The sequence below is a fragment of the Corallococcus sp. AB030 genome (assembly GCF_003668965.1).
Classification (GTDB): domain Bacteria; phylum Myxococcota; class Myxococcia; order Myxococcales; family Myxococcaceae; genus Corallococcus; species Corallococcus exiguus.
Genome location: NZ_RAWQ01000255.1, coordinates 1 through 12,486, shown reverse-complemented (window position 1 = coordinate 12,486; position 12,486 = coordinate 1). Strand labels below are relative to the sequence as shown.

At 70.6% G+C, this 12,486-nt stretch carries 12 protein-coding genes; 5 read left to right on the top strand and 7 right to left on the bottom strand.

Annotation, left to right across the window (positions count from 1 at the left end):
- Nucleotides 1-1,502, bottom strand: a 1,502-nt coding sequence (locus D7Y15_RS46665; protein WP_121755682.1) for a GNVR domain-containing protein, incomplete at its 3' end; no start/stop codon positions are given.
- Complete coding sequence (locus D7Y15_RS38440) at nucleotides 1,499-2,620, bottom strand: polysaccharide export protein (RefSeq protein WP_121755680.1); 1,122 nt, start codon at nucleotides 2,618-2,620, stop codon at nucleotides 1,499-1,501. The genes D7Y15_RS38440 and D7Y15_RS46665, both read right to left, overlap by 4 nt.
- A gap of 249 nt (nucleotides 2,621-2,869) precedes the next feature.
- On the opposite strand from D7Y15_RS38440, the gene D7Y15_RS38435 reads away from it, so the two are divergent.
- Together D7Y15_RS38435 and D7Y15_RS38430 are read left to right on the top strand one after the other, a co-directional pair.
- Nucleotides 2,870-3,823, top strand: a complete 954-nt coding sequence (locus D7Y15_RS38435) for a GNAT family N-acetyltransferase (protein WP_120580593.1) — start codon at nucleotides 2,870-2,872, stop codon at nucleotides 3,821-3,823.
- Nucleotides 3,824-3,849: 26 nt separating this feature from the next.
- Complete coding sequence (locus D7Y15_RS38430; protein ID WP_121755679.1) at nucleotides 3,850-4,716, top strand: hypothetical protein; 867 nt, start codon at nucleotides 3,850-3,852, stop codon at nucleotides 4,714-4,716.
- A 4-nt stretch (nucleotides 4,717-4,720) separates the two neighbouring features.
- Here the strand turns inward: D7Y15_RS38430 and D7Y15_RS38425 are convergent, their stop codons facing one another.
- Nucleotides 4,721-5,893 carry a zinc-dependent alcohol dehydrogenase gene (locus D7Y15_RS38425; protein WP_121755678.1) on the bottom strand — a complete coding sequence of 391 codons (1,173 nt, stop codon included), beginning with the start codon at nucleotides 5,891-5,893 and terminating at the stop codon, nucleotides 4,721-4,723.
- 168 nt (nucleotides 5,894-6,061) lie between these two features.
- Here D7Y15_RS38425 and D7Y15_RS38420 point away from each other — a divergent pair, with 168 nt between their 5' ends.
- Nucleotides 6,062-6,904, top strand: coding sequence for a helix-turn-helix transcriptional regulator (locus D7Y15_RS38420; RefSeq protein ID WP_233605251.1), 843 nt, complete (start codon nucleotides 6,062-6,064; stop codon nucleotides 6,902-6,904).
- Between the two features lie 45 nt (nucleotides 6,905-6,949).
- Nucleotides 6,950-8,176: a hypothetical protein gene (locus D7Y15_RS38415; RefSeq protein WP_121755676.1), complete on the top strand. Its 1,227-nt coding sequence runs from the start codon at nucleotides 6,950-6,952 to the stop codon at nucleotides 8,174-8,176.
- A gap of 4 nt (nucleotides 8,177-8,180) precedes the next feature.
- Here D7Y15_RS38415 and D7Y15_RS38410 read toward each other — a convergent pair whose 3' ends face one another.
- The 3 genes from D7Y15_RS38410 to D7Y15_RS38400 all read right to left on the bottom strand — a co-directional run bounded on the left by D7Y15_RS38410 (nucleotide 8,181) and on the right by D7Y15_RS38400 (nucleotide 10,911).
- Entirely contained in the window at nucleotides 8,181-8,585 is a 405-nt protein-coding gene (locus D7Y15_RS38410) for a hypothetical protein (protein ID WP_121755675.1), read from the bottom strand.
- A gap of 66 nt (nucleotides 8,586-8,651) precedes the next feature.
- Nucleotides 8,652-9,974, bottom strand: a complete 1,323-nt coding sequence (locus tag D7Y15_RS38405; protein ID WP_199746035.1) for a hypothetical protein — start codon at nucleotides 9,972-9,974, stop codon at nucleotides 8,652-8,654.
- 58 nt (nucleotides 9,975-10,032) lie between these two features.
- Complete coding sequence (locus D7Y15_RS38400) at nucleotides 10,033-10,911, bottom strand: ATP-grasp domain-containing protein (protein ID WP_121755674.1); 879 nt, start codon at nucleotides 10,909-10,911, stop codon at nucleotides 10,033-10,035.
- A 217-nt stretch (nucleotides 10,912-11,128) separates the two neighbouring features.
- Between D7Y15_RS38400 and D7Y15_RS38395 the strand changes: the two genes are divergently transcribed.
- Nucleotides 11,129-12,157 (top strand): serine hydrolase, encoded by a 1,029-nt coding sequence (locus tag D7Y15_RS38395; RefSeq protein ID WP_121755673.1) that lies wholly within the window; start codon nucleotides 11,129-11,131, stop codon nucleotides 12,155-12,157.
- An 8-nt stretch (nucleotides 12,158-12,165) separates the two neighbouring features.
- On the opposite strand, the gene D7Y15_RS44955 is transcribed toward D7Y15_RS38395, so the two are convergent.
- The coding region (locus D7Y15_RS44955; protein ID WP_158629189.1) for a hypothetical protein at nucleotides 12,166-12,486 on the bottom strand (321 nt) is incomplete at its 5' end.

Below are 12,486 nucleotides of genomic sequence, written 5' to 3'. Positions count from 1 at the left end.
CGGCGGGGGCCGGTGGGGACGCTGGCGAGGACGGGCACCGCGAGCGCGGACTCCAGGGCCGCGGGGTCGGTGACGCCCGGGTGCAGTGACTTGCTCGCGAAGGCCAGCGCGACGCCGAACGCCAGCCCCAGCACCACGCTGACCGCGAACACGTCCGGCTTCGCGGGGCGCACGGGCAGGCGCGTCACCACGGGCACGTCGATGATGCGCGCGTTGGTGATGGTGCTCGACTTGAGCACCCGGTACTCCTGGGCCTTGTTGTTCAGCTGGAGGTACAGCTCGTTGGCCACCTTCACGTCGCGCGTGAGCTGGGCGGACACCCGCTCCGCGTCCGGGATGCCCTTGAGCCGGGTGTCCAGCGCGGTGCGCTCCGTGCGCAGGCGCGCCAGCTTGCGCTCCGTGGCCAGGAGCAGCGGGTGGTGCTCGGTGAAGCGCTGGCGCAGCTCCGAGCGCTCCATCGCGAGCGTGGAGATGTCCTTGTCCAGGTCCGCGCTCCGGTTGAGGACGGCCTGCACCTCCAGTCCCAGGTCCACGCCGCCCTTGCCGGCGCGGTAGTCGCGCAGCGCGGCCTCCGCCTGCTCCAGGCCCTGGCGCAGGCCGGGCAGCTGGCTGTCCAGGAACGACAGCGTGCGGCCCGCGTCGTCGCTGCGGCGCTCCACGTTGGAGCGCACGTACGTGTCCGCGATGGCCTGGAGCGTGGTGGTGGCCATCACCGGGTCGGGCCCGTCCAGGGTCAGGTTGAGCACGCCCGTGCCGGCGCCCTTCTCCCCCATGCGCAGCGTGCGCTGCAGCTCCTCCACCACCGCGAGCTTCGAGCGGCGCATCACCTGGAAGCGCGTCCCAGGCCGGGCGTGCAGCTCGGTGACGAACAGCTCCACCTCGTGCGGCGCGCGCGCTTCCGTCTGGGCGCCGGTGCCCACGGTGCCGTTGAGCACGACGCGGCCCTCCGGGCCCCACAGCGTGTACGCGCCGTCCGCCTTCGCCACGAGCGTGAGCGGCAGGTCCTCCCACTCCGCGGGCACGTTCAGCCGCTCCACCTGGAGCGTCTCCCCGCCCCAGGCGTACGAGGCCCCGCCCCACCACGGCACCGCCGCCAGGTCCGGGCCCGGGTGAGCCCGGGCATGGGCCGCGCCCACCACCGGGAAGTAGCGGGGCTCCACGCTCACGCCCAGGTGCAGCGCGTCCGCCACGCGCCCCAGGAGGGCCCTGGAGCCCAGGACCTCCATCTCAGGGGCCGCCTGGCTGGGCACGTCTGGAATCAGCTCGTCCAGCTGGCCCAGGCTGCTGCTCTTCTGCTCGATGCGCAGGATGGCATTGGCCCGGTACACCGGCGTCGTGGTGAGCAGGTACAGCACGCCCAGGGCCAGGGCCAGGGCGACGGACGCCGCGATGGTGCCGCGGCGCTCCCCCAGGATGGCCAGATACCTGCCCAATCCCAACTCATCATCCTGCGTGCCGGGGCCTGGGCGGGGCGGCGTCACGCGTTCGGGGGTGCTCGTCATGGGTTGTCGATGATGATGGTTCTGTCTCCGATATCCACTGCCTGCCAGAGCAGCTGAACTGTTGGCTGGATTTGCTGGATGATGCGATTCCAGCGCGTCAAGTCGTGCGCGGAGACGTAGACGACGTCGCGAGGTTGTAATTGGAACTGTGTCGCCAGCAGCAGCGCGTCCGGCGACTTCGCGTCCAGCTTGAAGATGTAGGGCCGCTCGAAGCTGCCGCGGATGACATACACGCGGCCCGGGTTGGAGGTGAGCGGGTCGAAGCCCTCGGTGTCGCCAATGGCTTCCGCCAGCGTCATCCGTCCCTTCACCATCACGCGCGAGGACGGTTTTCGGACCTCGCCCAGCACGAAGACCTTGTTGCGGCTGCGGTCCGCCACGTTGACGATGTCGCCGTCCTGGAGCAGCCAGTTCTGGCTCACGTCCCCCTGTTCGTAGAGGGCCTGCAGGTCGAGCGTGAAGGTGGTGCCGCCCCGGCTGAGGGTGACGGCGCGCAGGTCCGCCTCCGTGGAGAAGCCTTTCGCCTGGGCGATGGCGTCCTGCACGCGCAGGGGCACGTCGGTGACGGGCAGGGTGCCGGGGGCCACCACCTCGCCCGTCACCTGGACCTTCTGGCCGCGGAAGCCCACCACGCGCACGTCCAGCTGGGGCTTCTCGATGACGTTCGCCAGCCGCTGCGTGAGCAGCTCCCGGATCTCCCGCAGCGTCTTGCCCGCCACGGGGAGGTTGCCCACGTGGGGGTAGAACATGGTCCCGTCCGCCGCCACGGGATTGCCTACGGCCTCCGCGGGGCGGAACTCGCCGGCGGGGATGGTGAGCTCCGGGTGGTCCCACACGATGACGCTCAGCACGTCGTGTGGCGTCACCCGGTAGTCATAGTCCGTGGCCACCCGCGCCAGCGGATCCACCAGGGGCGCGGGCCGCGCCTGCCGGCGCTCCTCCATCTGGTGGCTGAGGAGGGACGCATCGATGGGGAGGATTTCGTAGGCGCCGTCCGCGCCGGCATCTGCCTTTCCCGCGTAGCGCTCCCGGAAGGCATCCTCGTCCATCTGCATTCCCGGGCCCCAGGCGCATGCGCTCAGGCAAGACACCGCGGCCAATAACAGGACGTGTTTCATGGGCGGGCAATCTTCCGAAGGAAGCGTGCGAGCGTAAGCCCGAACAATGCCAAATGTCTGGAAGACGCTACGCCTCGCTGGCGAGGTGACACATGCCCTGCCCTGGGGGGCTGGAGTGGCGCGAAGCGCTGGAATCAGGACATCCGCGCTGCACCCCGGGGGGCGGTGACGGACCCCGGATCCATTCACATACCCTCAGGCTGTCTCGGGCGTTGTCGGGCCCGCTCGTTTCCGCCCGGGGGGGAACCCATGAATCCAGTGGCACCGTGGAGAGCCGTCCTCGTCCCTGACGGAGGCCAACGCGCTGTTTCGTCTGACTACTTCCGCTCCGAGCAGCACCTGCGCGCGGAAGGGGTGACGCACAGCCTCATCGTGGAGGATGGGGAGGGGCGGGCCCTCCGGGTGCCGCTCATCGTGCGGCCCATCGAAGGGACGCACTACCGGGACGCGGTTTCTCCGTATGGGTTTCCCGGGGCGGAGTTGAACGGGCTCTCCGAGGTGCCAGTGGACGGAATCGACTGGCGGGGCACGGAGCTGGTCAGCATCTTCCTGCGCGACCGCATTGGCGGGCCGTACTGCTTCGCGGGCGGCCGGCTGCGCACGGAGGTGTGTCTCATCGACCCGAAGCTGCCGGTGAAGTTCCGCAGCGACCACGGCGCGGACATCCGGCGCAACGCCCGGCGCGGCTACGTCAGCGCGGCGGTGCCGGTGAAGGACTCCACGCAGGAGCAGCGCGAGGCGCTCAAGTCCATCTACCGGCAGACCATGGACCGCAACCAGGCCGGGGAGCGGTACTACTTCAGCGAGGACTGGTTCGAGGAGGTCTTCACCTGCCCCTTCGCGTGGCTGGTGACGACGCGCGCGCCGGACGGGGCGGTGGCCTCCTCCGCGCTGGTGGTGCTGAGCGACGGGCTCCTGCACAACTTCATTGGCGGCACGGCGGACGCGTACCTGGTGCACTCACCGGCGAAGAACGAGTTCCCGGTGATGGTGGAGCTGGCGGAGAAGCTGGATGCCTCCGTCCACCTGGGTGGCGGCGTCCGGCCGGGTGACGGCATCGAGCGGTTCAAGCGCGGCTTCGCCAACGCGATGTCCCAATTCTACACGCACGACCTCATCTGCGACCCGGAGGCATACGCACAGCTGTCCCAGGGGCACGCGGGCGAGGACTTCTTCCCCGCCTACCGCGCGCCCCGTTCCTGACGTTCTTGTGTGCCTGAGGGGTTCCCATGGTCCTGTCACTTCCCCAGCTCCGCGATGTCGCGGAGGCCCGCTTCACGTGTCTCACGGAGCGGGAGCTCGCCGAGCGCCGGCGAGAAGAGGGCGTTCGCGTCATCTCCCACCGGGGGCATTACTGGGAGCAGTCGGGGGCGCCCGGCTTCTTCCAGCCGGTGCACCTGCTGGCGCGGCTGACGCCGGACGAGGCCACGCCGCCCACGCCGCTGGCCTGGGGCTACCGCGCGGCGCTGACGCCGGAGACGGCGAACGTCGCCACCGGCAAGGTGCCCGTGGTGCGGCTGAAGGACCTGGACACCTATGACATGAGCCGGCTGAACTCGAACCGGCGCAGCAAGCTGCGCAAGTGCCAACGCACGGTGCGCATCGTCCAGCTCACGGGGCCGTCGCTGCTCTTGGAGCAGGGCTATCCCGTGGTACGGGACGCGCTGACGCGCACGCAGCACAAGAAGATCCCCACGCTGGACGAGTACCTCAAGGGCCTGCGGCAGTACTTCGCGTCCGACCACTGGTGCGTGCTGGCGGGGATGGTGGACGACAAGCTGGGCGGCTACCTGGACGGCTACATCGTGGACGGTGTCGCGTATGGCTTCAGCGCCTACTACGCGACATGGGCGCTGCCGACGAACATCTCCACCGGCCTCATCTACGAGTTCGCGCAGCTCTGCCGCAGGCTCGGGGCCCGGACGCTGGTGGGCGGACTGCATGCCCGTGAAGCGGCCCAGCTCGAACAGTTCAAGGACGAGCTGGGCTTCGTCGTGGATCCGGTGCCCATCCATTGGGGCATGAACGCGCTGGCGCGCGCCTTCATCCGCTGGCGCCGCCCGCACGCGTACTACCGGCTGACGGGGCAGGCCTGACGGGCTACGGCGTCATCACGACCTTGATGCAGCCGTCCTCCTTGTCGCGGAACTTCTTGTAGAGGGCGGGTGCGTCAGCCAGCCGGGCGCGGTGGGTGATGAGGCGCGTGGGGTCGATGGCGCCGGATTGGATCTTCTCCAGCAGCGGCCGGGTGTAGCGGTGCGTGTGCGTCTGGCCCGACTTCATGGTCAGGCCCTTGTTGACGAAGGCGCCCATGGGGACCTTGTCCAGGAAGCCCACGTAGACGCCGGGCACGGAGAGGCTGCCGCCCTTGCGGCAGCAGTGGATGGCCTGGCGCAGCGCGTGCGGCCGGTCCGTGGCCAGCTTCACCGCCGCCTTCGCCTTGTCGATGACGGCGTCCAGGCTGCCGGTGCCGTGGGCCTCGGCGCCCACGGAGTCGATGCAGCGATCCGGGCCGCGGCCGCGGGTCATCTCCTTGAGGGTCTCGTAGACGTCCTGCTTCGTGAAGTCGATGGTCTCCGCCTTGCCCCAGGACTTCGCGAGCGCCAGGCGCTCCGGCACGTGGTCGATGGCGATGACCCGGCCCGCGCCGAACATCCACGCGCTCTGGATGGCGAACTGGCCCACGGGACCGCAGCCCCACACGGCCACGGTGTCGCCCTTCTCCATCTCGCAGTTCTCCGCCGCCATGTAGCCGGTGGGGAAGATGTCGGTGAGGAAGAGGACCTGATCCTCGGTGAGGCCGTCCGGAATCTTGAGGGGACCGACGTCCGCGTACGGCACGCGCACGTACTCCGCCTGACCGCCGGAGAAGCCGCCCAGCATGTGCGAGTAGCCGAAGAGGCCGGAGGGCGAATAGCCCATCACCTTCGCGGCCATCTCCGCGTTGCGGTTGGAGCGGTCACAGAGGGAGAAGAGGGTCTTCTGGCAGAAGAAGCACTCGCCGCACGCGATGTTGAAGGGGACGATGACCCGGTCGCCCTTCTTGAGCTTCGTAACGCCGGAGCCAATCTCCATCACCTCGCCCATGAACTCGTGGCCCAGGACGTCACCGCTCTTCATGGTCGGCATGTAGCCGTCCAGGAGGTGCAGGTCGGAGCCGCAGATGGCGGTGCGGGTGACGCGGATGATGGCGTCGCGAGGGTCTTCAATCTTCGGGTCGGGGGCGGACTCGTAACGGACGTCGCCGTGGCCATGCCAGCAGATGGCTTTCATCGGGTGTGGCTCCTTGGATGGGAAGAATGGCTTTGGAGCAAAGCTGGGGACTTGGAACGTGCACGGCCAACGTTCGAGGGTTGCCGCCGCCTGGCTGGCTGGCGCTCGGAAGGGGTGAATCGGCGTCCCGGGATGCAATGGGATCCCTGGCCGATGCAAAAAGGGGGTGTGACCTCCGCACCCGTCCTCGACTTCGGCCGTTACCTGGGCACGCCCCTTCAGCGAGTGGAGGTGGAGGGGCTCGTGCTCACGGAGAGCACGTATGCACCGGGCGTCCAGTTGCCATCCCATGGACACCGGCACGCCGGCTTCCGGCTCACGCTGGAGGGGGGCTTCACGGATGTGGTGGAGGGCCGCGCGCGGGAGTGCACGGCCCGCTCGGTCGCCTTCCAGGCGCCCGGGCTGGAGCACGCGCAGCGCATCCGGGACGTGCGCACGCGCACCTTCAACATCGACTTCTCGGAGGCGTCCTGGCGGTCGCGGAGCGCGCTCGTCGCGCGGTTGGATCCGCGGGTGGACCTGACGTCGGTGCGGCTGGCCACGCTGGGGGCGCGCGTGTACCAGGAGTTCCGGCGCGCGGATGACGTGGCGGCGCTGGCCATCGAAGGGCTGACGCTGGAGATGCTGGCGGAGGCGGTGCGCGCGTCGGCGCCGGTGCGGACTTCGGGCCCTCCGGCGTGGCTGGGGCGCGTCCGGGAGCTGCTGGACGCGGTGCGAGGGCCTCCGCCCACGCTCGCGGCGTTGGCGCGGGAGGCGGGGGTGAGCCCGCAGCGGTTGGGGCGGGCCTTCCGCCAGGCCTGGCGGTGCAGCCCGGCGGAGTACCTGCGCCGGTCGCGGCTGGAGCGCGCGGGCAGGGCGCTGCGCGAGACGGAGCGGCCCCTGGGCGACATCGCGCTCGATGCGGGCTACTGCGACCAGAGCCACCTGACGCGCGAGTTCCGCCGGCGTCTGCACCTCACCCCGGCGGAGTACCGGCGGTTGGCGGGACGTGCATCCGGTTCCACGCGGTAGGTTTCGTCCAAGACGGCAGGGGGCGGGCGGTCCTATCTCCCGGCCATGACCCTGCCATCGCATTCCTTCCGCCGCACCGTGGCGCTCCTGTGCTCAGCGCTGATGTGGAGCGCCTGCGCGGGTTCCCGGCCCGTCCCGGCGGCTCCGGAGCTCGCCGTGCGCCGCGTGGACTCCGGACGCACGCAGTGGGTGCTGCGTCCGTCGGAGTCGTACGACGCGCTGTGCCTGTTGAACCTGCTGCGAGGCGACGCGTTCTACACGCGCTTCCATCCGGCGGAGTTCCAGCGCTTCTCCGCGCTGCTGGGGGCGCGGGAGCAGGCCGCGCTCGCGCACCTCACCGAGCGAATGGCGAAGCAGGGCGGCAAGATGGTGGGGCCGTTCCTGACGCTGGTCTTCTCCGTGACGGAGGCCACCACGGTGGAGGACCTGGCGGCGACGGTGGCGGACGATGCCGCGTGGAGCCGGATGCGCGCGGACTTCCTGGCCACGTCGTATGGGAAGGAGGACGGCTTCGCGGAGATGGAGGACGTGCGCGGGGACCTGGGCGTCCTGCTGGCGTTCCTGGAGCGCGTGGAGTTCCCCCGCATCTGGCGGGCGGAGTACCTGCCACAGGTGGAACAGGCCATCGCGGGGCTGGCGGCGAAGGTGGCGCCGCACGACGTGGTGGGCTGGGACGAAGCGGTGCTGGGCAGGAAGCTCCAGGTGGCGGCGTTGAGCGCGCACGTCCTGAAGTTCGCGAAGCCGCACGGCATCCGGGTGACGGGGTGGAACTTCCTCACGGACGCGACCTATCCCGCGGACGTCACCGTGAAGACGGCGGTGCATGAGTTGCTGCATCCACCGTTCACGCGCGAGGGAGAACTGGACGCGAAGCTGTCCGCGCTGGAGGCGGACCCCTACTTCCAGCGGCTGGTGCGCGAGCATGACCCCGCGTTCGGCTACACCACGGCGCGCGGCCTGACGGAGGAGGACTGCGCGGAGGCCATCGACGTCTACGTCAGCGAGCGGGAGGGCCTGCTGCGCAACAGGGAGGGCCGTCCGCTCACGGGGGCGGAGTTCTTCCGCGGCCACGACGACGGCCTGCACGTCCTGGCCTTCGTGCTCTACGAGGAGCTGAAGCGCGCGGGCCCTTCACGCGCGGGGACGTACGAGGCCTTCCTGCTGGGCCTGTTCGAACGCGGCGTGCTCGAGCCCGGCGGGTTGGAGCGCCGCTTCCGCGCCTCCCCGGGGCACTACTCCGTGAAGGCGCTGGGCGAAGCGGCGGCTCCGTGACGACTCAGAAGCACTCGCGCGCGTCGGTGAAGGCCGGGCAGTACGTGTCCACGCCATTGCACGAAACGCCGCCGCACACCTTGGAGTTCAGGGGTTGCAGCGTGTAGGCGTTGAAGCCCGTGCAGCTCACGGCCGAGTTCGTCGACTCGCAGAAGAAGGACACGGTCGTCGGCGAGGGACAGTTCTTCCACTGGCCGTCGCACATCACGGCCTGGCCCTCCACGGCCTCGCAGTGGTTGCCCGAGCAGGACACCGACGTCCCGCCAGGACACGACGCCGTGCAGACGGCCATGGCCGTGACCTCGGACCCTTCCTGGGGCTGGAGCATTTCCTCCGCCTCCATCGGGCCGCCACACGCCACCGTCTGAAGGCCCAGCACCGCCATCGCAACGAACAGGAGACGCTTCATCAGACTCCTCCGGGTTTAAGTTGGAAAACGCAATATACCGGAAGAGTCCTGCGATTCACCCCGGCATCACGGCGGGGTGTCCTGGGTGGTGGTCTTGTCCAGGCGCTCCTGGAGGGCCTTCCAGCCGCGGTTGCCCGCTTCACGCGCGCGGTCGAGCGTCTCGCCCGCGCCCTGGGCCACCTGCTCCGGGGAGAGCGCCGCCGTGCGCTGGCGCACCCGGTCCATCCAGACGAGCGGGGCGTAGAGCTGCTTCGCCCGCTCCGGGCCCAGCAGCACGGTGAGCACGTGCTCCAGGCCGCCTGCGCGCGCGAGCAGCGTCCGGCCCAGGAGCAGCGTCGCGCGGGTCTGCTGGAACAGCGGCAGGCTGTCCCCGTGCTTGCGCAGGGCCTCCGCGTTGTCGTGCACCTCGCGCCGTTCCGTCTCCTCCAGGTAGGGGCTGGCCGCGAGCTTGTCCAGGGACGCCGCCGCCTCCTCGTAGCGCCCGCGCCGCGTGTGGATGAAGGCCCAGCCCCACCACGTCAGCTCGTTCTCCACGCCCAGCGTCTGGAGCGAGCGCAGCCCCTGTTCGATGTCGTCCTCGGCGGCGCGCTCGCGCTTCAGGCCCATGCGGTTCCAGGCGCGCAGGAAGTGCCCGGCCGCGAGCACCGCCTCCCGCGACTGCGCGGGCGTGCCCTGCTGGATGGCGGGGAAGGCTTCAGGTGGCAGGCGCTCCGCTTCGGTGAGGAAGGAGGTCAACTCCTCCTCGGCGGCGTAGTGGTAGCCCGCCTGGCAGAAGGCGACGCCCCGGCTCGCCAGGACCGCGGCGCGCAGGGGCGCGGGCCAGGTGGGGGTGGGGTTGGCGCGCGACAGTTCGTAGAAGACGAGCTCCGTGGCGGGGATGCGGTCGGACTTCTCCGCGGCGTCGAGCGCCAGCAGGACCGCGGCGAGGAAGGCGTGCTCCTGGCCCGCGTCGTAGGACGGCAGGGGCAGGGACTCGCCGGAGGCCCACCGGTTCCACAGCAGGGGGAACTCGTCCTCGTCGCGCGTCTGGAGCGTCTTGCGCGCCTTGTAGAAGGCGATGCCCAGGTCCAGGTACGTGCGGGCCGCCGCGCGCGTCGCTTCGTCGGTGATGGGCTTGTCCGGCAGCGCGCGCGTTTCGGCGAGTGCCTTCCAGAGCATGGCCACCTCCTCCGGGGCCTTGGGGTCCCCGTCCGCGCGCACGGTGAGCTTGAGCGCGCGGTAGGGCACGAGCGCGACGGAGTCACGGAGCCGTTGATCAATCTCCGCGCGTTCCTTCGCGGCGCGCTCGGCGTCCGTCTTCTGGCAGCCGCCGCACGCGGTGAGTCCCACGAGGAGGAGGGCGGCGATGCGGTTGCGCAGCCCCCGGTGTGCACGGACGGAGTCCTTCATGGCCGCGCACGGTAGCACCGGCTCCTCGTGGAGGAAGCCTGCCTCCCCACCGAGGGGGCTAGCGCGGGTCGAGCAGCGCGGCGAAGAGGTCGCGCGGATCCAACCCGGGCGGCAGCCCGGAGACGCCGCCGTCATTCACCTCCACCACCGCCCAGCCGCCGTCCTCCAGCATCGCCACGTCCAGCGTGAAGAACGGGGAGGGGATGCGGCGGCCCAGCGACTCGAAGGCGGTGAAGTCGGGCACCTCCACGTCGAACTCGTGGTACGGCTCCGCGGCAATCAACCGGCCGCCGCCGAAGAACAGCCGGAACTCCAGGTGCGCGGGGCCCGCGGGCGTCCGCCCGTAGACCTTGAGCGGCAGGTAGCGGCGCACCACGAAGCCGCGCTCGAAGCGGTCGCCGCGCTCGTCGAGCAGGTTCTGGCAGATGCGCTCGAAGTCCTCGCGCGTGGCGTCCGCGGGCACGAAGCAAGCCTCCGCCCAGCGCTCCTTCGCGGACTTCACGTGGTCCTTGAGGATGTACGGCGGAGGCCCCAGCTTCCGCGCCAACCGCCACGCCTCCGCCGCGTCCGGTCCCTCCGTCCAGACCGAGCGCGCGGTGTAGCCGGCCAGCCGCGGGTACCAATGGGGCAGGTAGTGCGCGGCGGCGTACTGCGCAGGCGTCGTCACCAGCCGGTGTCCCAGGGCGCGCACGGCTTCGTCGAGCTCTGTGTACTCCTCCTCCGTGAGCATCCAGCCCCGGTACAGCAGCCGGAGGTGGCCGCGCTCCGGCACGCCCGTGAGCGCCCTCGCCGCGTCGCCCGACAGCAGGGCGGAGAGGTCCGCCTGATACGTGTCCACGCCCAGCGCTTCGGCCGCGTCGGCCTCCACGTCGAACGGATCCGGCTGGTGCGGGTTGCGACCGAACAGGACTGCCTTCACGGCAGGGGAAGCGGGCATCCAGGTGGCCTTTCGTCAGGGGAAGGGCCCACGTGGACGAGAGCACACGCGGGGCCTGACATGGCCACGGCGGGCGCTGGAGGGCGCGGACGCGGGCGGCATGTCGGGACGAAAGGGGGGCCTTCCAGGGGGCGGACGCCCTCGCACGGTGACGCCTGACAGAACCGTATCCGGAAGGCTTGCCTCACCGGGCGGCGGGCCCGTAAAGCGCCACTCCATGTCGAACCCTTCCGACCTCCTCCACGCGGAGCTGCGGTCCTACCTGCGCGGCTACCCGACTGCCTCCGTGTGCGCGGCGATGACGTGGCGGGGCGCGCTGCACGTCGAGGGGCTCCGGGGCAAGGGGACGCCTCCGACCACGGACGCCCTCTTCTCCCTGGGGGCGCTCACGGAGGTCTTCACGGCGGCGCTCCTGTCGGTGATGGCGGAGCGGGGGGACGTGCGGCTCGACGAGCCCCTTGGGAACATGATTCCCGCGTCGCTCTTGAACGACGAGGTCGCGCAGCGCATCACGCTGGAGCAGCTGGCGACGCACACCTCCGGGTTGCCGCACCTGCCGCCGAACCTGGGCGCGGCGCCCGCGAATCCGGACGACCCGTTCGGGCACTACTCCGCGAGCCTGTTCGGCGAGTTCCTGCGCAACTACCACCCCCGGCAGCCGCCGCCGCGCCCGTCGTCCGAGTCCTTCCTGGGCATGGGCGTGCTCGGCCACGCGCTCTCCCGGCGCATGGCGCTGAACTACGGACACCTGATGCGGGACGTGCTCTGCAAGCCCATGGGGCTCGTGGACACCACGGCGCGCGTCACGGAGGAGCTGGCCCCGCGCCTGTTGCAGGGCCACACCGCGAAAGGCAAGCCCGTGCCGCCCTGGACCTTCCCGGCGCTCCCGGGCGGCGGCGCGATGCACTCCACGGTGGGGGACGTGATGCGCTTCCTGGAGACGAACCTGGGGCGGGGAGAGACGTCCTTCACCAAGGCCCTGTACCGGATGCAGGCGCCCCGGGTGAAGGCCGGGTCCTTCCAGCGCGGCCTGGGATGGAATGTCTCCCAGGTGCGAGGGAAGGACGTGGTGTGGCGCTCGTCGGTGATGGGGGGCTACGTGGGCTTCATGGGGCTCAGCATCGCGGCGGACGCGGCCGTGGTCATCCTCGCGGACCACGGTTGGTCGCTGTTCTCCGCGCTGCGGGGGCGCGTGCCCCTGGAGGCGCCGGGGCTCGCGTTGATGTCGCGGTTCCTGCCGCCGTGAGGGGGGCTTCAGGGGATGGTGAAGCGGTAGAGCTGGAAGCCGCCCGAGGACGCCATCTCGAAGTCGCGCACGTTGCGTGGGGCGCCGGTTTCGCTGCGCTGCGCGAGCTTGAAGTCGCCGGTGCCGTTGCTGGCCTGGAAGCGGAACTCGTACGAGCCCGGCTCGGTGGGCAGCGGGGCCGCGGACATCTTGGTCACGGCCAGGTTGGCGAAGCCCGGCAGGGTTTCACCGTCCGGGCGGCGCACGGAGCCAATGGCGCGCAGGAAGGGCGAGCCGCCGGTCAGGATGAGGTACTGGGGGTCCGCGGTGCGCGCGGGCTTCGCCGGGGC